The following is a 26983-nucleotide window of genomic DNA, read 5'->3' on the forward strand; positions in this document are numbered from 1 at the left end:
GTTTATTCGTATTTACTACTGCTACAATCAAGAACACATGCAAAGTAAGGAGAGATGTTACATGAGTTCTTTCGTTCTCGATTTTCAGGAAATAGAAAAAACGCAGCTTTCGCTCGTCGGCGGAAAAGGATTGAATTTAGGGGAATTATCAAATATTCAAGGGATACAAGTGCCAGAAGGGTTTTGTGTTACAACGGTAGGATATGAAAAGGCCATCGAACAGAATGAAGTGTTTCAAGCTTTGTTGAATCAATTAACAAAGCTAAAATTTGAGGACCGAGCTCAAATTGGTGAAATTAGCAGGAAGATTAGAGAAACCATTATGGCAGTAGAAATCCCTTCTGATGTAGTGGAAGCGGTAGCTCATTATCTCTCACGTTTTGGAAATGAACATGCTTATGCAGTGCGTTCTAGTGCTACTGCTGAAGATTTACCATATGCCTCGTTTGCTGGTCAACAAGATACGTATTTAAATATAATCGGAAAAGAAGCGATTTTGCAGCATGTAAGAAAGTGCTGGGCTTCTTTATTTACAGAGCGAGCAGTTATGTACCGCATGCAAAATGATTTTGAACATAATCAAGTTTCTATATGTGTTGTCGTTCAAAAAATGGTTTTCCCTGAGGCTTCGGGAATTTTATTTACTGCTGATCCAATTACTTCTAACCGAAAGGTGTTATCAATTGATGCCAGTTTTGGGCTTGGTGAGGCATTAGTAGCAGGCTTAGTATGTGCTGATAATTATAAAGTAAAAGAAGGCGAAATCACCGGAAAGATGATCGCAACTAAAAAATTAGCTATCTATGCTTTAAAAGAGGGCGGAACAGAGACAGGGCAGATTGAGCCGGCTCAGCAAAAGCTTCAAACATTGTCTGAACAAAAAATTTTACAACTAGCACAGATAGGAAGGCAGATCGAAGCTTATTTTGGCTGTCCGCAAGATATTGAATGGTGTTTAGTTGATGATACATTTTATATTGTCCAAAGCAGGCCGATTACGACTTTGTATCCAATTCCAGAAGCAAATGATCAGGGAAATCATGTGTATATATCGGTTGGTCATCAGCAAATGATGACCGATGCGATGAAACCACTAGGATTATCTTTTTTCCTGTTAACGACTAGTGCTCCTATGCGTAAAGCGGGAGGCAGGCTATTTGTTGATGCTACACAAAGATTAGCTTCACCTGCTAGCAGAGATTTCTTAATAAACACTTTAGGAAAATCTGATCCGCTCATACGAGATGCATTAACAACTGTAGTCGAGCGAGATGATTTTATTAAAGTGTTACCAGATGATGAAAAAGAAAAGAGTGTTGGTAAAAGTGGACCACCTGCAAGCTCACAACCACAAATCGAAAACGATCCGGCAATCGTTACGAATTTAATAAAGACTAGTCAAGCATCACTTGAAGAGTTAAAACGAAATATGCAAACAAAATCAGGGGTGGATGTATTTGATTTTATTTTGGAAGACATCCAGCAATTAAGAACAGTATTATTCAACCCACAAAGTATAGCCGTCATTATGGCAGGTATGGATGCTTCAACATGGATCAATGAAAAGATGGAGCAATGGCTAGGTGAAAAAAATGCAGCAGACACGCTTTCTCAATCCGTACAAAATAATATTACGTCAGAAATGGGTTTAGCATTACTGGACGTTGCAGATGCGATTAGGCCATATCCAAAAGTCATTGCGTATTTACAGCATGTAGAAGATGATGGCTTTTTAGATGAGCTAGTTAAGTTTGAAGGCGGGGATAAAGCACGAGATGCAATCTATGCTTTTCTAAATAAATACGGAATGAGATGTAGCGGAGAAATTGACATTACGAAAACGCGCTGGAGTGAAAAGCCAACCACAATTATCCCGATGATTTTAAATAATATAAGAGACTTTGAAGCGGGGGCGAGTAAGCGGAAGTTTGAAGAAGGACTGCAGGAAGCTTTGAAAAAAGAAGAAGAGTTATTAGATCGATTGCAGCACTTGCCGGATGGTAAACAAAAAGTAGAAGAAACGAAGCGAATGATTCGTAACATCCGGAATTTTATCGGTTATCGTGAATACCCAAAATACGGCATGATTAATCGCTATTTCATATATAAGCAGGCAATATTGAAAGAAGCTGAGCAACTCGTGCAAAATAACGTTATTGATGAAGTAGAAGATATATACTATCTAACTTTTGAAGAACTTCACGAAGTTGTCCTTACGAATAAACTAGATTACGTGGTTATTCATAAACGGAAAAATGAGTACAAATTATATGAAAAACTAACGCCTCCGCGTGTTATCACGTCTGATGGAGAAATCATTACTGGGAAGTACAAGCGAGAAAATCTCCCGGCTGACGCGATTGTAGGTTTGCCCGTTTCTTCAGGAGTGATTGAGGGGAGAGCTCGCGTTATTTTAAACATGGAAGATGCGAATTTAGAAGATGGAGATATATTAGTTACTGCCTTTACTGACCCTGGATGGACACCATTGTTTGTGTCTATAAAAGGGTTAGTCACCGAAGTTGGCGGACTGATGACACATGGAGCAGTTATTGCACGTGAATATGGATTACCAGCAGTTGTCGGAGTAGAGAATGCTACGAAACGAATAAAAGACGGACAGCGAATTCGGGTACATGGAACAGAAGGGTATATTGAAGTGTTGTAATGAAATAAAAGATCATCCGCTATTATAGTGGATGATCTTTTATTATATAGCGGACTTATTTCTTTAAACCAGCCGCATAAAAAGGTCCATGAACTGCGATTGTTGATAAAATACGAGCAATTTCTTCAGGTGTTTCTTTTTGTCCATTATTTAACCATTGTTGAATGACACCTATATGAGCAGATGCCATATAAGAAGCTAAGTATTGGCTTGGGACAAGTAAATTCTCCTTATTAATGAGAGGACCATTCGTATCTTCAAATAGTGTTTTCCACATAAAGTCTTTCAGTTTCGTTTGGAAAGATAAATCTCCTTTTGGGCTTAGTACAGCTTTCATAAAATCACTATTTTCATTTAGAAATTCAAGAATAGAAGCGATAAGTATAAACGGCATTGTTGGGGAAGGGCTTGATCCAAGATCAGCAATAACTTCCGGTAATCTCTGTTTAGCAATGCTAGAAAATTCATACATAATTTCTTCTTGGCATTTTGTCATTAAATCAAATTTATCTTGGTAATGTGTATAAAATGTACCACGATTTATGTTTGCTTTCGTAGTAATATCTTTCACTGTAATGGCGTCAAAACCTTTTTCCTCAATTAACTCCACTAATGCATTTCGTATGGCAGTTTTCGTACGAATAACACGTAAATCTAAATTACTATCGCGCAAAGTATGTCCCTCCTTAATTTTAGCCAACACATTTCAAGGATGTGTCTTATAACCGACACATTCACGATTTTTGATTATTGTATAAGGTTCAACTCGAACATATAATTCAAATATAAATAAACAACACGTTGTTGGTTATTATAAATCAAATTAAAGGAGGAGAAAAGAAAATGTTTAAAAACAAACTTTTATTGTTATCTCCAGTTATTGCACTACTTGTTGTTTTTATTTTTTCATTAACATTATTTCCAACCGTTCAACCTAAGCCGAAAAACTTACCAATCGCAATTGTAAATGAGGATCAAGGAGTAGAAATTCCGAATCAACCGAAGATGAATATGGGGCAAACGATTGTTGATAATATGAAAAAGACATCAAAATCAGAGGAAGAACCTGCGGTAAAGTGGGTAGAAGTACAAAATAAAGAAGCAGTTCAAAAAGGCTTAAATAATCAAGAATATTATGCAGCATTGGTTATTCCGAAAGACTTTAGCACAAAACAAGCATCATTACGAACACCACAGCCATCTTCGCCAGAGGTAGAAATATTCATCAATCAAGGAATGAATACAGCAGCATCAACTATGGCGGGGCAAATGTTAAATGCGATCGTTGATAATATGAACAATACTGTTCGTACACAACTATTAGAAGGATTGAAAGCAAAAGGAGCTACATTAACAGCAGACCAAGTTTCAAATGTAGTAACACCTATTACGAAGAAAGTGACAAATGTGAATGAAATCGGCAAAAATAGTGCGAACGGTAACTCGCCAATGTCTTTATTCCAGCCGTTATGGATTGCAAGTTTAGCGAGCGCAGCAATTATCTTTATTGCGATAAGTAAAACGCAAGTGGATACAAGAAAAGAGAACTTCGTATTGAAACTAAAACAAATAGTAACAGGAGCAATTGCTACACTTGTAATTGGATTTGGTCTTACATGGATAGCTGATGGAATGGTAGGATTAAATATCCCGAATTTCACGGATACGGCTTTGTTCTTATCCATTACTTCTTTTTGTTTCTTCTTAATGATTTCTGCGGTGCTTTCATTAGTTGGACTAAAGGGAATCGGTGTATTCGCGCTCTTACTATTCTTCGGTGCACCGTTATTATCATTAGCACCTGAAATGTTGTCGCCATTTTATCAAGACTGGGTGTACGCATGGTTGCCAATGCGATTTATGATTGAAGGACTTAGAGAAATATTCTTCTTTGGAAAAGGGTTAGCTTGGAATACTCCTCTTATTGTACTCGTTTGGATTGGTGTAGTAAGCGTGGTTATTATACTTGGAACAGCTTTAAAACGTAGTGTAGTAAAGGGGCATAAAACGGAATTAAATGCTTAAAAATAAAAACCGTTTCACTCGTAGTGAAACGGTTTTTTGTGATGAAATCGATAGGGAAATAATTCAATGATAGATAGGCTTTTTCGATGTTTTAAAGGTGAGTGAAGAACTAGTATTTGCTGTCCCTTTATATATACATGCTCCTACTATTTCGAAATGCATAAAATGTTATGTGAAATAATGGAGGGGATACGATGTATAATTCGAATTATGATGATTGGTATAGACAGAATGATAAGCTAATTAGTGATATTGAAAAAGCTATAAACGGAGAGTATAGCGCTATAAGCTGCTATGCAAAATTAGCTAACATGGCTCCAAATCAAGTAGAACAAAAACAAATTCTTGAAATCCGTAATGATGAAATAAGGCATTTTCATCATTTTGTACAAATCTATACGAATTTAACTGGCAGACAGCCGAAGCCACAGATTACGGAAAATTGCCCTAATACGTACTTACAGGGATTAGAGTTCGCTATACAAGATGAGCAAAAGACCGTAGATTTTTACTTGGAAATTTCAGATGAAGCAGCAGATGCATCTATGAAAGAGTTATTGCGCAGAATAGCTGCAGATGAACAAAATCATGCAGTGTGGTTTTTATATTATTTTGTGAAGTCGAAGTGAGTGTTAAAAATGAATGGCTGATGTGCTGAACATATTAGAAATTATTTTAAAACGCAGTGCAATAATTGAATGAAAAACTTAAATGTAAGTAGAAAGAAACCGTTTCATAAGTAGTGGGACGGTTTTTTCGCGGTGAAATACAAGTTACATAGGTATCGACAAAATATAGTAGTTGAATTAGGTATATAATGTATGAAATGAAAACGAAAATAAATAAGCGAGGAGCAAACAAATGAAAAGAGGAATTACAGTAGATATTCCAAATGAATATGATAATTTACTTTGGAAAGTGTTAAAGCCGATTGATATTTCTTCATTTGATTGGTGGGTGGGGAGTGAGGAGTCATACTTAGTAGCACGTGGTGGATTGGATGAGGCATTATTTCCAGAAGAACCAAGTATAGTGGAAGGATCAGATTTGAAAAGATTATTTAAAGACAATATATATTATGTTATTTTTGCAGATTTAAAAGCGTATCCAAAAGGAGGGGAAGTAGTAGATATTGAAACATATGAAGAATTTAAAGAGAGTAAGTGTGAATTAGTTTTACTAGTTGCGGATTGTACATACGTCACAGTTTACGCTAAAGACCAAGAAGCGATTGAATTGATGTATGAAAACGCAATTGATCAAGGATTTTATGTTGAATACGTTACAGACGAAAATGACGGTAGAACGCGTTTATCCGTGTGATAGGTATATAAAGGGGGAAGTAAATGAATCATATTAATGCTGATTTAGTTAAAAGGTTAATAGGGGCACAATTTCCAGAATGGGCACATTTAGAAGTGAAACCTGTAAAATTTAGCGGACATGATAATAGAACGTTTCATTTAGGGGACGAGATGAGTGTCAGATTGCCAAGTGATGCAGCATATGCACCGCAAGTAGAGAAAGAAAACATTTGGTTACCTATATTAAGTAAGGGACTTTCTTTACAAATTTCTGCACCAATTGCGAAAGGGAATCCGACTGAAGAGTATCCGTGGCCTTGGTCTATTAATAAGTGGATCGAGGGAGAGACAGTCACGAAAGAAAATGTACGTGACTTAGATGAAATTGCGGCGGACTTAGGCTCATTTTTAATAGAGTTACAATCAATTGATGCGAGTAACGGGCCAATAGCTGGAGAACATAATTTTTACCGAGGCGGGCTTATATCTGTATACGATGAAGAAGCGAGAGTGGCTATTGAAAATAATAAGGATGTTTTTGATGAGACATTATTACAGCATCTTTGGGATTTAGCACTTCAGTCAACGTGGGAGCGCAAACCAGTTTGGATTCATGGAGATGTTGCACCAGGGAATTTACTCGTTAAGGATGGAAAGCTTTGTGCCGTAATTGATTTTGGTATATTAGGAGTAGGAGATCCTGCTTGTGATGCAGCGATGGCATGGACGTTTTTGGATAAGAATAGTAGAAACGTATTTAAAGAAGTATTACAAATGGATGAAGAAACGTGGAATAGGGCGAGAGGATGGGCGCTTTGGAAGGCGTTAATTACATATGATGCGAATAGGGATAGTAATGAGAAAGTAGCAGAAGAATCTTATCGTGTAATTCAAGTAATTGTGGATGATTATAAGAGGTAATAGAAAAAGCTTATTTTGATTGTATATTTCAAAATAGGCTTTTTTGCATGATTAAATATTCAGAATTAAAAGAAGGAATCCGACATTATTATACAGAATATTTAGATAATAGGAGGTGTCGAATTTTGAATGAAATTGAATTAAAAAGTAATGTAATTAAGACAGAGCGAGAGAGCGGGATTATACTTCGGTTTATACTCGCAAGTTTAGTAGGTGTGTTTATGTTTTTCGTACCAGTTACGATAAACGGTGCTTCGTCTATTATGATTGATCATATCGTATCGTGGATAAGAGCTACGGTTCCTTCGGTAGTACCTTATTATGCACTGCTTGTTATGGTAATTGGTGCGATTTATCCATTTTATACGAAGAAATGGAATGCATCTATCGTAGATATTTGTTTTTCTATTTTAAAAGTAGTAGGTGTTGTTTTTGGCATATTATATTGTTTGAAAGTAGGACCAGCTTGGTTCTTTGCGCCAGATGTTGGACCGTTTTTGTATGAGAAGTTAGTTATATCAGTAAGTTTACTCGTTCCAATCGGCTCGGCTTTTTTAGCGCTATTAGTCGGGTACGGATTGCTTGAGTTTATCGGCACGTTTTGTCGTCCGATTATGAGACCGTTATGGAAAACACCTGGGCGCTCAGCAATCGATGCGGTGGCTTCCTTTGTGGGGAGTTATTCGCTAGCACTTCTTATTACGAATCGCGTGTACAAAGAAGGAAAGTATACGACGAAAGAAGCAGCAATTATCGCTACAGGTTTTTCTACAGTATCCGCTACATTTATGATCATCATCGCAAAAACATTAGACATTATGCATTTATGGAATGTTTACTTTTGGACTACTCTTGTTGTAACATTCATCGTGACCGCTATCACCGTAAGAATCCCGCCTCTTAGTAGAAAACCAGATACATATATTACGAAAGAAGGATTCCCAGAGCCCGTTTATAAAGAGAAAATGTTAGAGCGAGCTTGGGAAGATGCATTAGAAGTATCGAAATCTGCGCCAAGTATTATGAAAAATATCGCAGTGAATTTAAAAGACGGATTTATAATGACAATGGGAATTTTACCATCGATTATGTCAGTAGGGCTAATTGGAATCGTCTTAGCAAAGTTTACGCCAATATTTGATTGGATTAGTTATATTTTCTATCCATTTACATGGTTACTGCAGCTTCCAGAAGCGGAACTAGCTGCAAAAGCAGCATCAGTTGGTATTGCAGAAATGTTTTTACCTTCTCTTTTAGTTGTAAGTGCACCGCTTGTTACAAAGTTTGTTATTGCGGTTGTTTCGGTATCATCTATTTTGTTTTTCTCCGCTTCAATTCCTTGTATATTATCAACAGATATTCCGTTAAAAGTATCTGAGCTTATTATTCTATATGTGCAAAGAACGATTTTAACGTTGCTTATTATTACGCCGATTGCTTATTTGTTGCTTTAAAAAGAAAAGGTATTATCAAAAGGGGAAAGCTGGAAAAGTATAAAAAAGTAAATTTGAAAATTAATATTTATGATAAAAATATTAGTAATATACATGTGGTATATAAATGCGAGAACAGTTATTTCTGAGTTTTAAAGAGATAAAGCTATAAAAAAGAACCCTTCCGTAAAGGTTGGGTTCTTTTGTTTGTTATTTTTTATTAAAAGCAGGGTGTTCCCACATCGCTATCAAGCTAAGAAAAGCAAATACCCCAAAACGAGAAAATTTACATCTCTAGGTGAAAATGTACAATTTTTTGTTTTGGGGGCAATCTGCAAGCCCATCAATCTAAGATTTTAAAGTATCCTCTAAACGAAAATTTTTTATTTTTCTGAACTTTTATTTATTTTTCGTATATGACGTAATACTTCTTAAGAAGATTCCTAACCCTGCAAAAAAGAATCCTAAGCATAATAAGCTGGCTGGCGTTCCCCAAGTGATTTGATCTAGCATTTTTATCCCCTCCCGTTTATTAGTATATAGTATTTATTGGGATTTATCCAGATATTCCCTTGAACAGGCACCTCCATATGCCTATCAACCTAACAGAGCAGATTGCCCTATTTTCCGACTACTATGTCTAAAATAGCAGAGGCGGCAGAAGTAAGCTTTGGTAGTGTAGCATATTACTATGAAAGTAAAGAGAAATTGTTTGAAGCAGCAGTATTAGCACCTTTTGAAGATTTTAGAAAACTATTCTCATTAGTTCATGAATTCGATGGTTCACCATTAGAGAGAATTTCAAAGATGGTATATGAACAAATGAAATTTTGTATTCAATAAAGTAGTTCTTTAAGATTAGTACAATATGTAATTGCTCATCACGATCAATTTCCACAAATAATGAGTAAAATACTCGTTTTTTGGGAGGAATCAAAGGAGAGTATTTCTTCAGTAATAATCGATGGTCAGAAAAAAGGAGAACTAATGTTATTAGAACCAAATGTTGTATTTTCTTCTTATTTCTCTTATTTAATCGGTACGATATTAACTATTATTGATGAGCTTTCACACTCTATATGGGAAGAGTATATTCGACAAGGAATTCGTATGTTTGGTCCTAAGGAAGAGATGTTGAGGGAAATTGAATTAGGTTAAGTGAGGTTAAAAGGGATAAAGCAATAGAGCATGGAAAAATATGATCTGTTTAATAAAAGTTAATATTTATTCAAAAAGAAAAGAAGTCATTTTGATTCAAATGACTTCTTTTTATTTATCGTAAAATCGTAGTTAGTGCGAAATAATAATCAGTGGAGAGAAATAAAAAACATGAATTAAAATTTCACTTTATTTCAAAGTGAAAGTCACATTTAGTGTGACTTTAGTTTTCGAATATCCCTTGACGGGAATATTCCTCTTTGGTTATAATCGATTCAACAGGAAAATAATATTAGTGATGATATTGATGTGTTATAACCGGAGACCATCACTTAACGAGGTGAATGATATGTCGGGAAAAATTCCGGGCGTGAATATGACGACGTTGAGCGCTTTATCTGAACCGAATCGTATGAATATCGTTGAACTCTTGCGTGACGGTCCCTTAACCGTTGGGGAAATCGCCGAACATTTGGGATTAAGGCAACCACAAACTTCGAAACATTTAAAAGTGTTAAGCGATACAGGGATTGTGGAAGTGCAGGCTGAAGCTAATCGCCGGATTTACAAGCTCCGACCTGAGCCATTCCAAGCACTTGATTGTTGGGTGCAGTCATTTAAGCGTGTGATGGAAGAGAGATTCGATAATTTAGATGAGTATTTGAAGGAATTGCAGAAAAAGGAAAAGTTATAAAATCAGTTCATATTTAAGGAGGAATTAACATGTCAAACAATACAATGGTATCAAGAGTAGAGAACGATCGGGTATTAGTACTGGAGCGTGTTTTCGATGCACCGCGTAATCTTGTATTCAGTATGTTTAAAGAAGCAGAGCATTTGAAACACTGGTGGGGACCAAGGGGCTGGGAAATTCCAGCATGCACTGTCGACTTCCGTCCGGGAGGCGTTTGGCACTACTGTATGAAGTGTGTCGATCAGAACCTGGGGCAATTTTTTGGTATGGAATCATGGGGGAAAGCAGTTTATAAAGAGATTATTGAGCCAGAGAAAATTGTCTACACCGATTACTTTTCGGATGCTGAAGGCAATGTAAATGATTCTATGCCGTCAACCGAGATGACATTGGAATTCATCGATTTAGGTGGAAAGACAAAGCTAATAAACCGTGCTGAATATGTTTCCGAAGAAGCTCTTAAGACTGTTATGGACATGGGCATGCTACAAGGTATCACCGAAACTTGGGATCGTTTGAACGAGCGATTGGAGTCGCTGAAATAGATTTTTGTACCGCAACTTTATTTTCGGTGATAATTAGGTGTAAGTGTATGGAGTTTAATAAAAATTGTTTATAAAGGAGCGTTAAAATAAATGATTAATAATGTTGGTCAAATCATGTTGTATGTAAATAACCAAGATGAAGTGAAGGAATTCTGGACAGAAAAAGTAGGATTTATTGTAATTTCAGAGGAAGATAACGGTCAAGGAATGCGATGGATTGAAATTGCTCCAACTAAAGAAGCTGAAACAAGTATTATTCTCCATAATAAGGAGCTAATTGCTAAAATGCAGCCGGAGTTAAATCTTGGTACACCTTCTTTAATGTTCTTCTCAAAAGAATTCGATAGTTTATATAGTGATTTAGTAAACAAAAACGTTACAGTCGGAGAAATTGTAAATATGCCTTCAGGTAGAATATTTAATTTTGCAGATAGCGAAAATAATTATTTTGCGGTAATGGAAAAGAAGTAAATTTCAATTCAATTTATGAGTGCGATGCTTGAATAAAGGCATCGTATTTTTTATTTTAAAGATATATTTTATTCCTTAACATAAATATAATTTTTATGTTCTTATATAACAATTAAACGGTAATAGAGTGTGATATAGTTACAACAAAGGGAGCTTAAAAATGGAAGTAATTCACGAAAGAGCAAAGTTACGGTTAATGGATAGCAATGATGTCGAAAAAATGTTTTCAATTGTGGAAGGAAATCGAGATATTTGGGCGTATTTAATCTCTAAAATGGATACTGTTCAAGATATGCAGCAATATGTTCAAAAGGCGATAAAAGCATATGGGGCAGGGAAGGATTTGCCATTTGTTGTTGTGGATCAAAAGACAAATGAAATAGTAGGGAGTACACGCTTATATAACATTTCAGTTGAAGATAAGACGGTGGAATTAGGGAAAACGTGGTATGACCCAAGTGTGCAACGTACGAGTATGAATACGGAATGTAAGTACATGTTATTACAATATGCTTTTGAAAAGTTGCATATGCGGAGGGTACAAATTAAGACGGATGCACGAAATGAAAAAGCACAAAGAGCAATTGAAAGACTCGGCGCAGTAAAAGAGGGTGTACTTAGAAACGAAAGAAAATTACCGAGTGGGCATGTTAGAGATGCAGTTGTATATAGTGTTATTGCAAGTGAATGGCCAGCTGTAAAGGAACGGTTATTAGAAAAATTAGAATCGTATAAAGAAAAACGATAATTCATATTAAGAAAGGTGTATTGATCGTCAAGATGAAAAATATACCTTTTTTCTTACAAAACGGTTACTTCTTTTATTTACTTTTGTTTCATCATTCCATTATGATAAAAAATTCGTTACAATGTAGTTGTATGGTAATAAACTTATGAATTACAAAAACGTAATGAAAACCGCAAACGAAAAATGAATTGATAATCCTCAATTTTAAATGAAAACCCTTTAATACATATATAACAAGAAAAATTCCTTCTTTTAAAAAAATTCAAACAAAATGATTTGATATATACGTTTTTATATAGAAGTATGGATGATGTACGGAGGCAGTTATAAATGAAAGAAAATAAGAAAAGTAAGAAAAGAAGAATCTTGCAAGTATTCTTGCTTATGATTTGTTCTATTATTTTATATGTAAGTTATGCAGCTTACGATATTTGGAGTTATCGCTTTAAAACAGATGATGGTGTGAAGACAGATGCTGGTATCGTGCTGGGAGCAGCTTCATGGAACGGAAAACCATCTCCTGTATTTAAAGAAAGAATTAATCATGCAATTTCCTTATATAAGAACGGTAATATTAAAAAGATTATTTTCACAGGTGGTACAAAGTTTGAGGCAGAGCTTGAGGAAGCGCGTACTGCTAGAGTGTATGCAATGAAACATGGTGTAAAAGAAGAGGATATTTTAATTGAAACAAAATCCCTTTTCACAGAGGATAATTTAAAGAATGCAAAGCAAGTTGGAATAGAGAACGGAATACGCACATATACGATTGTAAGTGATCCACTTCATATGAAACGTGCGATGAGAATTGCAAAACATATTAAAATTGAAGCGTATGCATCACCAACTCCAACGTCAGCGTATAAAACGTTAGATACAGAGATTCCATTCTTTTTTAAAGAATTATGCTCGTATATTGGATATGTAACCTCTTTGCCATTAAAGGCATTGAAAGGGGATTAATATAAGAAAAGAACCTATCCTTTTTATAGGAACTTTTCTTATTGTTCAAAAGCATTGTATTTTTATCGGAATAGTGAAACAATAGAGAAGTAACTTCATATAATCATAATGACAAAATGAACGGTTTTTGAATCGGACATAAAGGAGATTATGTATGGCACTCTCATTTGTTGAAACAGAAGAACAATCTTTAGTTATTGAGAAAATAAATAAATTGATTCCGAAGTTCATGGAAAGGGAGCATCAACTAAGTGAATTAGGATCATTTCCGTATGAAAATATTAATAATTTGAAAGATATCGGATATACGAAATTAACGTTGCCAAAAGAATGGGGAGGCAATGCGATTTCTTTATATGACTTCGTTTTATTTCAAGAGAAAATAGCAGAAGGCTGCGGTGCTACCGCATTATCGATTGGATGGCATCTTGGCATCGTAAAGGAATTAGCTGAAAATCGTTCTTGGAATGAGGAAATGTTCACTTGGTTTTGTGAAGAAGTACGTAATGGTGCGCTTTTTAATCGAGCAGCGACAGAGCCGAATACAGGTAGTCCTACGCGCGGCGGGAAACCAGAGACGTTAGCTGTCAAAAAAGGTGAGAAGTGGATTATAAATGGAAGAAAAACGTTTACGACAATGGCACCAGTACTTGATTATTTTATCATTTCAGCAAGTATTGAAGGCCAGGAAGATATCGGAGAGTTTGTCATTCCAAAGAATACGCAAGGCGTGACAATTGAAGAAACGTGGGATAGCATCGCAATGCGAGGAACTGCGAGCCATGATCTCGTTTTACAAAATGTAGAGATACCAGATCGCTTTTTCACTGATATAAAGGGTTCAAAAGTTAAAGCTAAGGGTATTGGCTGGTTGCTACATATACCAGCATGTTATTTAGGAATTGCACAATCAGCAAGAAATTATGCAGTTCAGTTTGCGGTATCATACAAGCCAAACAGTTTAAATCATTCTATAAGTTTATTACCGAATGTTAGAAGGTTAGTTGGAGAATTAGAACTTGAGCTTATGCAAGCTCGTGTCTTTTTATATCAAATTGCGAAAAAATACGATGAGGCAGAAGATAAATTATCATTGCAAGCCGAACTTGCGGCAGTGAAATACGCAGTAACAAATGCGGCAATATCTATTGTAGATAAAGCAATGCGTATTGTCGGGGCGAAAAGTTTATCAGAAAAAAATCCGCTTCATCACTATTATTTAAACGTCAGAGCAGGACTACACAATCCGCCGATGGATGATGCAACACTATCTATGCTGGCGGATGCGGCGTTTCGGTCTTAATGAAGAAATATAAAGTCTGTTCCGTTCTGGAACAGACTTTTCGTTGTCGGTGAATCGTTGGTATATTTAGAGTTGTGATAGATATATTAAAAAAATCGTTGATATAATTCCATGTATTATGTCATTGTTCAAGAAGAGGGAATTCTCGATTTATCAATTCAATAAATCTTTCTTTTCACTCTTCTTTTTATAGTTTTATAGTGGAATACTATGCTTCTTATTTCACCTACTGTATAATAAGAAAAAAGCACGAAAAGAGGTTATCTCATGCTAGAGGTTATTGCAACTTGTTTAGAAGATGTGAAGCGAATTGAAAAGGCTGGTGGAAATCGAATTGAACTCATTTCATCATATACAGAAGGTGGTTTAACACCGAGCTATGCTTTTATAAAAAAAGCAGTAGATGCAGTGCAAATACCAGTTCATGTTATGATTCGTCCGCATGCAAAGTCTTTTACATATACGGAAGAAGAAATTGAAATGATGAAAGAAGATATTGTAGTTGCTCAAAATCTTGGAGCTGCTGGTGTTGTATTAGGTGTGTTAAATGAACAAAATGAAGTTGATGAAGAGAAATTAGTAGATTTATTATCTGTTGTAGATGGAATAAATGTAACGTATCACCGTGCGATAGATGATACAGAAAATCCAGTAGAAGCGATGAAATTTTTGAAGAAATTCAATAAAGTTACTCACGTTTTAACTTCAGGCGGACAAGGAAATGTAGTAGATAATATTCCGGTTCTTGCAGCAATGCAAAAGGAAAGTGAAGGGAATATACAGCTTGTTGTCGGAAGCGGAGTAACGAAAAAGAATGTAAAACAATTGCTAGATGAAACTGGAATTACGCAGGCGCATGTAGGTACAGCGGTTAGAGAGGGTAAGTCATGTTTTTCTGAAATTGACCTAAATTTAGTACAAGAGTTAGTTGAAATAATAAAGTAAGTATGTAAGAAAGAGGAGAGACGATGAAGACAAATACGAAGAAAGAATTGATCTCATGGATTAAGACGATAGGTATTACACTTGCGATTGCCTTTATCGTTCGTGGGGTGCTATTTACGCCGTCATTAGTACAAGGTGAATCGATGATGCCAACTTTAGAAAATAATGAGCGAGTTCTCGTGAATAAGATTGGTTATAGTATAAGCGGGTTAGATCGTTTTGACGTTATCGTCTTCCACGGAAAAGAAGGGTACGATTTAGTAAAACGAGTAATTGGTTTACCAGGTGATACAGTTGAGTATAAAGATGATGTTTTATATGTAAACGGAAAAGCGATGGAAGAACCGTATTTAAAAGAATTTAAAGAAAAGGCGTCAGGTCGTGTATTAACTCCTGATTTTACGTTAGAACAAATCACAGGGAAAACGAAAGTGCCAGAGGGCCAAGTGTTTGTTTTAGGAGATAATCGTGAAGTATCTAAAGACGGTCGTATGTTTGGATTTATTTCAGAAGATGAAATTGTCGGAAAAGGACAAGCTGTTTTCTGGCCATTGAAACAAGTGAGAGCGTTATAAAGTAAAGCAAAAGTATGGGAGAAATATTCTTCCATACTTTTTTTGTTTGTGAAAAATATATTGATAGAATTGAAAGAATATTTTATAATTTTAAATTATATGTTTGTTTCGAAAAACGGAATTGAAGTTCCAAAATTCGGAACAAGAAGGAGATAGGATGAGTATAAATAAAACGGCAGTTAAGACAATGGATATTTTAGAGTTGTTTTATGAGCATGAGGAGCTAAGTTTAACAGAGATGGTTCAGCTTACGAGCATGCCGAAAACATCTGTTTATCGTTTAATTGGCTCGTTAGAAGAAATGGACTTTTTACAAAAAACAGAAAAGGGCAAGTATCGTCTCGGAGTCGTTTTTTTACGATTTGGTCAACTTGTTTCACAAAGGTTATCCGTAAGAAATATTGCGATTCCATATATGAAAGAGCTTAGAGATAGTTTAGGGCAGGCAGTTAATTTAATTATTCAAGATGGTAATGATGCAATTTACGTTGAAAAGATGGAAGGAGTTCAGCCAGTACGTGTTTATACGGCGGTTGGAAGAAGAGCACCGCTTTATGCGGGTGCATGTCCGAGAATTTTACTATCGTATTTTTCTGAGGAAGAGAAAAGAAAGTACGTAGAGGAAACTGATTTAAAGCAGTTTGCAGATGGAACGATTGTGAATAAGGAGCATTTACTAGAAGTGTTACATATGGCAAAACAAGCTGGATACACAATTAGCTATTCTGAATTAGAAAATCATACAGCGGCTATAGCAGCTCCGATTTTTGCGAATGATGGAACGGTTGTAGCAGGTATTAGTATTTCGGGATTGGCAATTGAGTATAGCGAAAGTAACATTTCATATTTTACTGCGAAAGTGAAAGAAACAGCGAATCGTATTTCGAAAGAACTTGGCTTTTTGGCATAGAAAGAGGGAGTGAGATGAAATTTTCTGCGTTAGGGGATCAAGCAATTATTGTTACATTTGGTGAAGAAATTGGGATGGATATATACGAAAAAGTGCAACGATTATTTCAAGCGCTAAGGCGGCATCCATTTGTAGGAATGGTTGAATGCGTTCCGTCGTTTACTTCATTAGCGGTTTACTACAATTTGTACGAAGTATGGAAGGAAAATGATAGAAATATAAGGCCATATGATTACGTTTGCCAGTATATAAGGGAGCTATGTGATTCATATAAAGAAGAAGTGAACCGAGATGTGAAACATATTTCTATACCAGTGTGTTACGGGGGAGAATATGGACCTGATTTAGAAGAGGTTGCGCATTATCAAGGATTACAAGTAGAGGATGTTATTCGAATACATAGTGAAACAACATATTTCGTGTATATGTTAGGCTTTACGCCTGGCTTCCCTTATTTAGGGGGATTATCAAAAGAACTAGAAACACCTAGAAAAGAAACACCACGGTTACAAATCGCTCCTGGTTCAGTAGGGATTGGCGGAAATCAAACAGGTATTTATCCGCTAGAAACACCAGGAGGCTGGAATATTATCGGCCGAACACCTATTTCTCTATTTAATCCAAAAGAAGAAACACCAACATATATTCAAAGTGGTATGTATTTACGATTTATACCAATAACAAAAGGAGAGTACGTATCGCTTGAGGGGGCTAAAGAATGGATGTAGAGATTTTGCATGCAGGAATGTTTACAACAGTCCAAGATTTAGGGCGATTTCATTATCAACAATACGGTGTACCTGTTGGCGGGGCTATGGATAAAAATGCGCTCAGGATGATTAATATGTTAGTAGGCAATGAGGAGAATGAAGCTGGACTCGAAATTACAATAATGGGACCTAAATTGTTAATAAAGAAAACGACATTGCTTGCGATTGGCGGTGCGGATATGGAACCGTTATTAAATGGGGAACGTATTCCATTATGGCGTCCCATATTAGCTGAGGAAGGAAGTATGCTTTGTCTCGGAAAAGCGAAAAGCGGTTGCAGAGCGTATGTGACTTTTGCGGGCGGTATAAATATTGATCATACGATGGGAAGTAAAAGTACTTACATACGTGCTGCTCTTGGCGGTATTGAAGGGAGAATGCTGAAAAAAGGAGATTATTTTCAAATTGGTACAGGGGCAGAAGTTGCAAGTCGTTTCATTCAAAATTTACAAGAAGAAAAGCGTATAAAAACGAAGTGGGCAATTTGTAACAATGCTTTACCAAAATATAAGAAGCATCCTATTCTTCGCGTCATAACAGACTTTGAATATGATCAATTTACAGAAGAAAGTATAAAGTCGTTTTTTTCGAAAGAGTATAAAGTGTCCAATTATGCTGATCGCATGGGATATAGGCTTGACGGAGATGTTTTAAATAGAGTTGAAGAGATAGAAATTTTATCGAGCCCAGTTACATTCGGAACAATTCAAGTACCAAATGGTGGACAGCCTATTATATTAATGGCGGATAGACAAACGACAGGCGGTTATCCGAGAATTGGAAATGTAATTTCAGTAGATTTACCTCTTCTAGCGCAGCTGAAACCAGGAGACTATGTAACTTTTGAAAAAATAACTATGGAAGACGCTGCACAATTATATATAAAGCAGGAAACAAGTATGAGTCTATTAAAGAAATTTATCGCTTTACGAAGCTGAGATTAGGAGGAAAACATCGTGACTACAATCGATTTAAACTGTGATTTAGGAGAAAGTTTTGGAGCTTATAAAATGGGGAATGATGATGAAATTCTTCCGTTCGTTTCCTCTATAAACGTTGCTTGTGGTTTTCATGCTGGTGATCCGATCGTTATGCGGCAAACGGTTGAAAAAGCTCTGCAGCATAACGTAGCAATAGGGGCACACCCTGGCTTTCCTGATTTAATTGGATTCGGGAGAAGGAACATGCACGTTTCAGCAAGTGAAGTATACGATTATGTTTTATATCAAATTGGCGCATTAGACGGATTTGTTAAAGCTGCCGGAGCGAAAATGCAACATGTAAAACCGCACGGTGCCTTATATAATATGGCGGCAACTGATTCGGAAATTGCGGATGCAATCGCAAAGGCAATTTATCATATTAACCCTGGACTATTACTTTACGGATTAGCGAATAGTGAGGCATTTATAAAGGCAACAGAAAAATATAATATAACTCTCGTACAAGAAGCTTTTGCTGATCGTACGTATAAGCAGGATGGAACTTTAACGAGCCGTACAGAAGAAAATGCTCTTATAAAAAATGAAGATGAAGCAATAAAACAAGTACTTCAAATGGTGAAAGAAGGGTATGTAGAATCGGTTAATGGGGGGAAAGTAGTACTTCAGACGCAAACGATTTGTTTACACGGGGATGGAGAGAAAGCAGTCCAATTTGCGAAAAGAATATACAGAACATTCGAGCTTAATGGTATTTCTATATGCGCACCAAATAAAGTGAAACTTTAATTAGCGGGATTAAAAATGAGAGGAAGTGTTAAAATTGGTGAAATTAATTGGGATTTTACTTGTTGCGGTTGGGTTTTTATTTAGGCTAAATACACTGTTAGTAGTTATGGTTGCGGGTATTGTTACTGGTATGGTTTCAGGCTTAAGTTTTTATGATGTGATCAGCATGTTCGGTAAATTTTTCATAGAAAACAGATATATGTCTATGCCAATCATATTAACTTTACCGGTAATCGGAATTTTAGAGCGTTATGGTTTAAAAGAAAGAGCAGAAGCACTTATAACGAAATCAAAAGGAGCAACAACTGGAAGAGTATTAATGTCATATTTTACGATAAGAGAATCATCAGCAGCACTTGGACTGAATATCGGTGGTCATGCGCAAACGGTAAGACCGCTTGTTGCGCCAATGGCAGAAGGGGCTGCGCAAGGTAAATACGGTAAACTCCCTGAAAAATTGAGAGAAAAGATTAAAGCAAACGCAGCAGCTGCGGAAAACACAGCTTGGTTTTTCGGAGAAGATATTTTTATCGCAACTGGTGCCATTTTATTAATGAAAGGGTTCTTCGATTCAGTAGGTATGCACGTCGGTGTATGGGATATGGCGCTTTGGGGCATTCCAACTGCAATATCTGCCCTTATTGTGAGCTGGATTAGGTTTAGAAGGTTTGATAAGTATATAGAGAAAACAATGAAGGCAGAAGAAAACCAAGAGAAGGAGGCTATATAAGATGAACATCATAACAATGGATACAATTTATTATGTATTAGGTATAATCGTTGCATTTATCGCTGTTCGTATTGCATTTGATCGTGAACATCCAAATAGATTTGGTTCTAGTTTATTTTGGGCATTGTTTGCAGTTACATTTTTATTCGGAAATGTAATCCCTTCGTTTTACGTTGGTTGTATTGTGCTCGCTATGGTCGTTTTAGCTTCATTGAATAAAGTAACAAAATCCGAGGAGAAAGAAGTACCAGTACAAGAACGTGTGAAACATGCTGAGAAATTAAAGAATAAAATTTTCATGCCTGCACTATTAATTCCTATTTTTACGATAATCGGTACGTTAACGTTAGGGAAAATTAAATGGGGAAATGTCGCACTTGTTGATCCTGATAAAGTAACATTAGTTGCATTAGCGCTAGGAGCATTACTCGCATTCATTGCGGCGATGCGTATTACAAAATCCAAAATAACAACGCCTGTTCAAGAAGGAAGTAGGTTACTACAGGCTGTCGGTTGGGCAGTTATTTTACCACAAATGTTAGCTGCACTTGGTGGTATTTTCGCGAAGTCTGGCGTAGGACAAGTCGTTTCGGAATTAGTCGGACAAGTGTTGCCGACAGAGTATCCATTCGTTGCTGTTATGGCCTATTGTTTAGGAATGATGCTATTTACAGTCGTAATGGGGAATGCATTCGCAGCATTTGCCGTTATTACTGGAGGAATTGGCTTACCTTTAATTGTGCAAATGCACGGCGGGAATCCAGCTATTATGGCAGCACTCGGTATGTTTGCTGGATATTGCGGAACGCTGCTTACTCCAATGGCAGCAAACTTTAATATCGTACCTGCGATGCTTTTAGAATTGAAAGATAAAAATGCAGTCATTAAAGCACAAGTACCAATTGCTCTTTCAATTTTTATTATAAATATGTTTATTATGTACGGCCTTGTATATCGTTTCTAATTAGGAGAGTGAAACTATGAAAACAGTATTAGTAACAGGATTTGATCCGTTCGGCGGAGAAAGTATCAATCCAGCTTGGGAAGTCGCAAAAAGTTTGCATGAAAAAACAATCGGAGAGTACAAAATTATTAGTAAACAAGTTCCAACCGTATTTCATAAATCAATAAGAGTATTAAAAGAGTATATAGAAGAGTTGTCACCGGAAATGATTATATGTATTGGACAAGCTGGGGGCAGACCAGATATTACGATAGAGCGTGTAGCGATTAATATTGATGATGCAAGAATTGCTGATAATCAAGGAAATCAGCCGGTGGATATGCCGGTTGTAGAAGAAGGACCTATTGCGTATTGGTCTACACTTCCGATGAAAGCAATCGTGAAAAAACTTCGTGAAGAAGGTATACCAGCTTCTGTTTCACAAACGGCAGGTACATTTGTTTGTAATCATTTATTCTATGGTCTCATGCACGAACTAGAGAAACGTGATAAGAAAATAAAAGGTGGATTTATTCATATTCCGTTCTTACCAGAGCAAGCGAGCAATTATCCAGGTCAACCGAGTATGTCACTTTCTACGATTAGTAAAGGGATTGAATTGGCAATTGAGGTAACGATGGAAGTTGAGGTGGATATTGTGGAAATTGGGGGTACGACGCATTAAATAATAGTAGATTAAAGAGGGCTGATGCAGCCCCTTTTGTGTGTTTGTATTTTGTAATTGAAGATGCAGTATAGAATATAAAGGGAAAGGTTGCAATGGGAGTATTCTAACAAATATGGAATTGTTCCAAATAAAAGGCAACTTTTTAAATAGTTTCTTAATGATGTAGAATTTTCGTCTATATGAATGGATAAACAGTTAAGTTCTGATAAACTCAAAGACATACAAAGTAATGATTTTAAAATGGTGTGATAAAAAATATCACACCATTTTTATGTAAAACAAACAGAGTGAATTTTTGCCATTAGTAAAGTATAACTGGGTAAGAGATAATCATCAGAATTGTTAATTGTACTATGATTTTTCAAAACTGATAAATTTAAATATAAGTACGGTAAGAATGCAATATTTATCTAACTTTTACAAAAAAGAGTAACCCGTTTGGCTACTCTTCACATAGAAACTTGTATTTGTTCATTTCAATAAGAGACCGTTATTGAAGTCCCTTCATGAAATTTTGGATTTTTGATGATAATGTAAACAGCAGGATGCTAACTAAAATGGAGATAGCACCAATAACACCAAAGTAAATTGCTTCTGTTGCAGGATTATACAGTTTAACAACTTGGGCATTTATTGCTTGCGCAGACGCAGTTGATAAGAACCATAAGCTCATGGTTTGCGAAGAGAAAGCAGCTGGAGCCAGCTTCGTCGTTATTGATAACCCTGAAGGAGATAAACAAACTTCTCCAACTACAATTAAAAAGAAGCTAAGGACTAACCACATAGGATTCACTAAAGAGTGAGTACCGTTGATTAAAGCCGGAATAATCATAACTAAGAATGATAAACCTGCAAATAGCAATCCAATAGCGAATTTTTTTGCCGTTGAAGGCTGCTTCTTGCCTAACTTTATCCAAACCCATGCAAAAATCGGGGCAAGCGTTACGATAAAGATTGGACTTAATGATTGGAACCAAGCGGAATGCAATGTAATTCCATTGAACTGTAATTGAGTTCGTTGATCCGCGTATGTCGCTAAGATAATAGCACCTTGTTCTTGTATAGACCAAAATATTGTAGCTGCAATAAAGAGTGGTATATACGCAAGAAGACGAGATTGCTCTAATTTTGTTGTTTTAGGACTACGATACATATAAATGAAATAATAGGCTGGAATAACAATCCCTAAGATACTAATCAGGAATGTAAAACGATTTATAGTTAACAATCCAGTTGGAATTGTAACCACACCTAGCAATGTTAATACAACCAGACCAACACTGAAATACTTAATAGTCTTTTTTCTTTCCGAATCTGATAATGGATTAGGTACTTGCGTACCGACTAGACCAAGGTTTTTCTGTTTTGTTCCAACAAATACCCCTAACCCAATTGCCATACCAATTGCCGCAACTCCAAAACCAAGGTGGAAATTATATTGCTGACCTAATGTTCCGACAACTAAAGGTGCAAGTAAGGCACCTAAGTTAATACCCATGTAGAATATACTGAACCCTGAGTCACGACGCGCATCTGTTTCACTGTATAAACTTCCTACGATGTTCGATATGTTAGGCTTTAACAACCCTGTTCCTAGAACTAAGAAGACCATAGAGATAAATAACGCACTTTTACTACCCGGTAAAGCTAAAATAAGATGGCCAATCATAATTAAAACGCCACCAAAGAATACGGTTTTACTTGGACCAAATAAACGATCCGATATCCATCCCCCGATAATACTAGACATGAACAGTAAGGAACCGTAAATTGCCATTATCGAGGTTGCGGTAGATTGATCAATTCCTAATCCACCTTTTGCGACCGAATAGTACATATAATATAGTAAAATAGCTCTCATTCCGTAATGAGAAAACCTTTCCCAAAACTCAGTGAAGAATAAAGAGAATAATCCTTTTGGATGCCCAAAAAATCCTGTTTGAGGAATACTTTGAACAAGTTCGTTTTTTTCTTTCATAATGTTAATATTACCCCTTGTTAATTTTTGATATTATACAAGTATAACTTAAGAGGCTTCCAGTAGTCCATAACTATCTAAGCCTACCGATGAAGAAAAGCAGCCTTCTGGCTGATTTCTAAATGATAACTTTATTTTAAATGAACAGTAGTTATCTTTGAAACTTTAATTATACCCAAAAAAATTGGGGGTTAATTCATGCAATGAAGTAAGTAAAATGAATTGTACAACACCTATTGTAAACAACTGGTATAATAAGTATAGGAATATACATAGAGGTGATTTTTGTGCAATTTGAAGAAGTACGTTCAATTTTAGAAAAAGCAAAGAAAATTACAGTGTTAACAGGTGCTGGTGCAAGCACAGAAAGTGGAATCCCTGATTTTCGTTCAGCAAATGGATTATATGCTGATGCGAATGTAGAGATGTATTTGTCGAGAGGCTATTATAATAGAAATCCGAAAGAGTTTTGGAAGCATTATAAAGAAATCTTTCAAATTAATACGTTTCATCAATATAAACCAAATCGCGGGCATCGCTTTTTAGCGGAGCTAGAAGAACAAGGGAAAGACATAACGATTTTAACGCAAAATATTGATGGTTTGCATCAAGTAGGTGGTAGTAAACATGTAATTGATTTACATGGAACACTGCAAACTGCGCATTGTCCGAAGTGTAAAACGGGATATGATTTACAATATATGATTGATCATGAAGTACCGCGTTGCGGGAAGTGTAATTTCATTCTAAACCCAGATGTTGTTTTATACGGAGATACGTTACCACAATATCAAAATGCAATAAAACGTTTATATGAAACAGATGTACTTCTCGTAATGGGGACGTCATTAAAAGTGCAACCTGTCGCTTCATTCCCAGAAATCGCAAAGAGAGAAGTAGGCGCAACAACAATTTTAGTAAATGAAGAGTTAACAGGGCAAGAATACAATTTTGATTTTGTTTTTCAAAATAAGATTGGTGAATTTGCCAAAGGGTTATCTTCGATTAAATAAGTTTTTGTTTTCGTAAAGAAACTGAGGTGAATGATGTCCACCTCAGTTTTTTTGTATGAATTATATTCATGTTATTGCGTATAAGGGGAATGGTAATAAATAGGGTGAGAAAATCAAAAACTGAAAATTAAATCTTTTATTTTTTTTGTAATTAATATAAAATTCTATATATAGCATATAAATAAATTTAATACATAATGATTTTTGCGCAGAAATGTTAATAGAATGAAGCGAGGGAGCAAAATGAGACAAAAAAAGGAGAAACAGAAACAGTCGAAAAAGAAAAAGACTCATATTCCGTTTCGGTTAAATGTACTATTTTTTATCGTTTTTCTTTTATTTTCAGCTATTATTATTCAATTAGGTAAAGTACAAATCATTGACGGAGAAACGTATCGAAATGAAGTGAATAAAAAGGAAGATGTAACGGTGAGTACTCCAGTTCCGAGAGGGAAGATGTTTGACCGGGAAGGGAAAGTTATTGTAAATAATAAACCGTTACGAACTGTTACATATACGAAGATGAAAGGAGTGGACTCAAAAGAGGTTTTAATAGTGGCAAGAAATTTAGCGCAGCTAATTGAAATGCCGCAAGAAGATATGGACAAGTTAACAGAGACAGATAAAAAAGACTTTTGGATGCAGTTAAACGAAAAACGTGCAGCAACAAAAGTAACGAAAGAAGATGAGAGTAAATTTAGGAAACAGGAAATAGAAGGGAAAGACTTAGATAAGAAAGTAGAAGAATTGAGACGAGAAAGAATTACACAAGAAGAATTAAACGAGCTTTCGAAAGAGGATATAGAAGTACTAGCAATTAAAAGTAAAATGAATGCGGGATATAAAATGACGCCACAAATCGTCAAAAAAGATGTAAGTCAAAATGAATATGCAGTAGTGAGTGAAAGATTATCGAGCTTGCCAGGCGTAGATACGACTGTGGATTGGGAGCGCGAATATCCAAATGACAAAATACTACGTTCTGTACTTGGTAGTGTTTCTAGTGAAAATGAGGGATTACCAAGGGAGCAATTAGACTATTATTTAGTACGAGATTATAACAGAAATGATCGTATTGGTAAGAGTTACATCGAAAAACAATACGAAGATGTGTTACATGGAACGAAAGAACAGTCTAAAAATATTACTGATAAAGCTGGAAATATTATTCGGACTGAAAAAGTGACAAAAGGAAAAAGTGGAAATAATTTAATGCTAACAGTTGATATGGATTTGCAGAAAAAAGTGGAGGAAAGTCTTGAAAGGAATTTAAGGGCATTTCATTCTTCTGAACCGATGATGGATCGTGCATTCGTCGTTATGATGAATCCGAAAAATGGTCAAATTCTATCATTAGCAGGAAAGAAAATTGTAAATAAAGACGGCGGTATGCAAATAGAAGACTACGCTTTAGGAACGATGATAAGTTCTTACGAGTTAGGATCAACGGTGAAAGGAGCTACGGTATTAGCGGGATATCAAACAGAAGCGATTAAGCCATATACGCATTTCTTTGATGCACCAATGTACTTTAAAGGAAGTTCGAAGCCGAAGAAATCGTGGAAAGACTTTGGAGATATTGATGATTTAAGAGCATTGCAAGTTTCATCCAATGTCTACATGTTTAATACGGCGTTAAAGATTGCGGGGATTGATTATGTACCAAATAATCCACTAGATATTAAACAAGAAGCGTTTAATAAAATGCGTTATTACTTTAGACAATTTGGTTTAGGTGTACCAACCGGTATTGACCTTCCAAATGAATCGATTGGTCAAATGGGTAGAACCGATAATATACCTGGTTTTTTACTTGACTATGCGATTGGGCAATATGATACATATACGCCGCTGCAGCTTGCGCAATATATGTCAACGATTGCAAATGGTGGTTACCGAATGAAACCACAAATTGTACAAGAAATTAGAGAGCAACCAAATAGACCAGAGGAAGTCGGGAAAGTTATGCAATCGATGGAACCAGTCGTGTTAAATCGAGTGGATATGGATCTTTCATATATAAATCATGTGAAAGAAGGGTTTAGAAGAGTTTTCCAAGAGGTAGATGGGACCGGTGCTGGAACTTTTAAAGGTTTACCGTATAAACCGGCTGGGAAAACAGGAACAGCAGAAACAGTGTACGGTGGAGAAAGTGATATTGGAAGAGATGAAAACAACTATCGAAAAAAATGTTATAATTTAACTCTCGCCGGGTATGCGCCATATGATGCTGATCCGGAAGTTGCTTTTTCTGTTGTTGTGCCATGGGTAAATAATGATAAATCAGGTATTAATTCTGCAATTGGTAAAGAGGTTTTGGATGCATATTTTGATTTAAAAACGCAGAGATCGGGTGTAAGTCCAGTCCCAGTAACACAATAGCCGAGTAAGGCACAGTAAAAAATTCAAATTGTAGTATATCACTGCGCAAATGAACAGGTGCAGTGATATATTTTTGAGTTAAAAAG

The 26983-nt window shown here is 36.0% G+C and carries 27 protein-coding genes; 25 read left to right on the forward strand and 2 right to left on the reverse strand.

All coding sequences use genetic code 11. The features are described from left to right. The first annotated feature begins 61 nt into the window (after positions 1-61). Positions 62-2668: a phosphoenolpyruvate synthase gene (gene ppsA, locus AC1DKZ_RS09340; RefSeq protein ID WP_476996072.1), complete on the forward strand. Its 2607-nt coding sequence runs from the start codon at positions 62-64 to the stop codon at positions 2666-2668. Between the two features lie 55 nt (positions 2669-2723). On the opposite strand, the gene AC1DKZ_RS09345 is transcribed toward ppsA, so the two are convergent. Beyond that, on the reverse strand, positions 2724-3341 hold the full coding sequence (locus AC1DKZ_RS09345) for a TetR/AcrR family transcriptional regulator (protein WP_002084688.1): 618 nt from the start codon (positions 3339-3341) through the stop codon (positions 2724-2726). A gap of 170 nt (positions 3342-3511) precedes the next feature. Between AC1DKZ_RS09345 and AC1DKZ_RS09350 the strand changes: the two genes are divergently transcribed. The 22 genes from AC1DKZ_RS09350 (at position 3512) to pcp (ending at position 21521) form a co-directional block, all read left to right on the forward strand. After that, entirely contained in the window at positions 3512-4693 is a 1182-nt protein-coding gene (locus AC1DKZ_RS09350) for a YhgE/Pip domain-containing protein (protein WP_476996073.1), read from the forward strand. A 194-nt stretch (positions 4694-4887) separates the two neighbouring features. Continuing rightward, positions 4888-5322, forward strand: coding sequence for a ferritin-like domain-containing protein (locus AC1DKZ_RS09355; protein ID WP_002142369.1), 435 nt, complete (start codon positions 4888-4890; stop codon positions 5320-5322). Between the two features lie 232 nt (positions 5323-5554). Next, on the forward strand, positions 5555-6016 hold the full coding sequence (locus AC1DKZ_RS09360) for a DUF2691 family protein (RefSeq protein ID WP_476996074.1): 462 nt from the start codon (positions 5555-5557) through the stop codon (positions 6014-6016). 23 nt (positions 6017-6039) lie between these two features. Continuing rightward, complete coding sequence (locus tag AC1DKZ_RS09365; protein WP_476996075.1) at positions 6040-6918, forward strand: aminoglycoside phosphotransferase family protein; 879 nt, start codon at positions 6040-6042, stop codon at positions 6916-6918. Between the two features lie 125 nt (positions 6919-7043). Then, positions 7044-8372 (forward strand): YjiH family protein, encoded by a 1329-nt coding sequence (locus AC1DKZ_RS09370; RefSeq protein ID WP_476996076.1) that lies wholly within the window; start codon positions 7044-7046, stop codon positions 8370-8372. A gap of 594 nt (positions 8373-8966) precedes the next feature. Next, entirely contained in the window at positions 8967-9194 is a 228-nt protein-coding gene (locus AC1DKZ_RS09375; protein ID WP_476996077.1) for a TetR/AcrR family transcriptional regulator, read from the forward strand. A 144-nt stretch (positions 9195-9338) separates the two neighbouring features. Continuing rightward, positions 9339-9509 carry a hypothetical protein gene (locus AC1DKZ_RS09380; protein WP_431181910.1) on the forward strand — a complete coding sequence of 57 codons (171 nt, stop codon included), beginning with the start codon at positions 9339-9341 and terminating at the stop codon, positions 9507-9509. Positions 9510-9858: 349 nt separating this feature from the next. Then, positions 9859-10203, forward strand: coding sequence for an ArsR/SmtB family transcription factor (locus AC1DKZ_RS09385; RefSeq protein ID WP_012261209.1), 345 nt, complete (start codon positions 9859-9861; stop codon positions 10201-10203). A gap of 29 nt (positions 10204-10232) precedes the next feature. Further along, positions 10233-10748 carry an SRPBCC family protein gene (locus AC1DKZ_RS09390; protein ID WP_476996078.1) on the forward strand — a complete coding sequence of 172 codons (516 nt, stop codon included), beginning with the start codon at positions 10233-10235 and terminating at the stop codon, positions 10746-10748. Between the two features lie 90 nt (positions 10749-10838). After that, a complete protein-coding gene (locus AC1DKZ_RS09395) occupies positions 10839-11219 on the forward strand; it encodes a VOC family protein (RefSeq protein ID WP_000609551.1) in 381 nt (126 codons plus the stop codon). Between the two features lie 160 nt (positions 11220-11379). Continuing rightward, positions 11380-11967: a GNAT family N-acetyltransferase gene (locus AC1DKZ_RS09400; protein ID WP_000452000.1), complete on the forward strand. Its 588-nt coding sequence runs from the start codon at positions 11380-11382 to the stop codon at positions 11965-11967. A 330-nt stretch (positions 11968-12297) separates the two neighbouring features. Beyond that, the gene (locus AC1DKZ_RS09405) at positions 12298-12930 is read left to right on the forward strand and encodes a YdcF family protein (protein ID WP_113935819.1); all 633 of its coding nucleotides are present in this window, start codon (positions 12298-12300) and stop codon (positions 12928-12930) included. A gap of 154 nt (positions 12931-13084) precedes the next feature. Further along, positions 13085-14233: an acyl-CoA dehydrogenase family protein gene (locus AC1DKZ_RS09410; RefSeq protein WP_476996079.1), complete on the forward strand. Its 1149-nt coding sequence runs from the start codon at positions 13085-13087 to the stop codon at positions 14231-14233. A gap of 267 nt (positions 14234-14500) precedes the next feature. Beyond that, positions 14501-15178, forward strand: coding sequence for a copper homeostasis protein CutC (locus tag AC1DKZ_RS09415; RefSeq protein ID WP_242309657.1), 678 nt, complete (start codon positions 14501-14503; stop codon positions 15176-15178). 23 nt (positions 15179-15201) lie between these two features. Beyond that, positions 15202-15753 carry a signal peptidase I gene (lepB, locus tag AC1DKZ_RS09420; RefSeq protein ID WP_002084707.1) on the forward strand — a complete coding sequence of 184 codons (552 nt, stop codon included), beginning with the start codon at positions 15202-15204 and terminating at the stop codon, positions 15751-15753. A 157-nt stretch (positions 15754-15910) separates the two neighbouring features. Beyond that, positions 15911-16663, forward strand: a complete 753-nt coding sequence (locus AC1DKZ_RS09425) for an IclR family transcriptional regulator (RefSeq protein WP_431181908.1) — start codon at positions 15911-15913, stop codon at positions 16661-16663. Between the two features lie 14 nt (positions 16664-16677). Continuing rightward, positions 16678-17391, forward strand: a complete 714-nt coding sequence (gene pxpB, locus AC1DKZ_RS09430) for a 5-oxoprolinase subunit PxpB (protein ID WP_431181907.1) — start codon at positions 16678-16680, stop codon at positions 17389-17391. After that, positions 17382-18371 (forward strand): 5-oxoprolinase subunit C family protein, encoded by a 990-nt coding sequence (locus tag AC1DKZ_RS09435; protein WP_476996080.1) that lies wholly within the window; start codon positions 17382-17384, stop codon positions 18369-18371. The genes pxpB and AC1DKZ_RS09435 overlap by 10 nt, the downstream gene beginning before the upstream one ends. Before the next feature lie 18 nt (positions 18372-18389). After that, entirely contained in the window at positions 18390-19163 is a 774-nt protein-coding gene (gene pxpA / locus AC1DKZ_RS09440) for a 5-oxoprolinase subunit PxpA (RefSeq protein ID WP_431181905.1), read from the forward strand. 34 nt (positions 19164-19197) lie between these two features. Continuing rightward, on the forward strand, positions 19198-19893 hold the full coding sequence (locus tag AC1DKZ_RS09445) for a DUF969 domain-containing protein (protein WP_002127994.1): 696 nt from the start codon (positions 19198-19200) through the stop codon (positions 19891-19893). 1 nt (position 19894) lies between these two features. Beyond that, the gene (locus AC1DKZ_RS09450; protein WP_002137085.1) at positions 19895-20857 is read left to right on the forward strand and encodes a DUF979 domain-containing protein; all 963 of its coding nucleotides are present in this window, start codon (positions 19895-19897) and stop codon (positions 20855-20857) included. A 16-nt stretch (positions 20858-20873) separates the two neighbouring features. Then, complete coding sequence (gene pcp, locus AC1DKZ_RS09455; protein WP_476996081.1) at positions 20874-21521, forward strand: pyroglutamyl-peptidase I; 648 nt, start codon at positions 20874-20876, stop codon at positions 21519-21521. Between the two features lie 493 nt (positions 21522-22014). Here the strand turns inward: pcp and AC1DKZ_RS09460 are convergent, their stop codons facing one another. Next, positions 22015-23502: a peptide MFS transporter gene (locus tag AC1DKZ_RS09460; protein WP_431181903.1), complete on the reverse strand. Its 1488-nt coding sequence runs from the start codon at positions 23500-23502 to the stop codon at positions 22015-22017. A gap of 287 nt (positions 23503-23789) precedes the next feature. Between AC1DKZ_RS09460 and AC1DKZ_RS09465 the strand changes: the two genes are divergently transcribed. Next, a complete protein-coding gene (locus tag AC1DKZ_RS09465; RefSeq protein WP_002032997.1) occupies positions 23790-24515 on the forward strand; it encodes an NAD-dependent protein deacylase in 726 nt (241 codons plus the stop codon). 225 nt (positions 24516-24740) lie between these two features. Then, positions 24741-26897, forward strand: a complete 2157-nt coding sequence (locus tag AC1DKZ_RS09470; protein WP_476996082.1) for a peptidoglycan D,D-transpeptidase FtsI family protein — start codon at positions 24741-24743, stop codon at positions 26895-26897. Positions 26898-26983: the final 86 nt, after the last annotated feature.

It is taken from the genome of Bacillus sp. 05T21 (assembly GCF_056396785.1).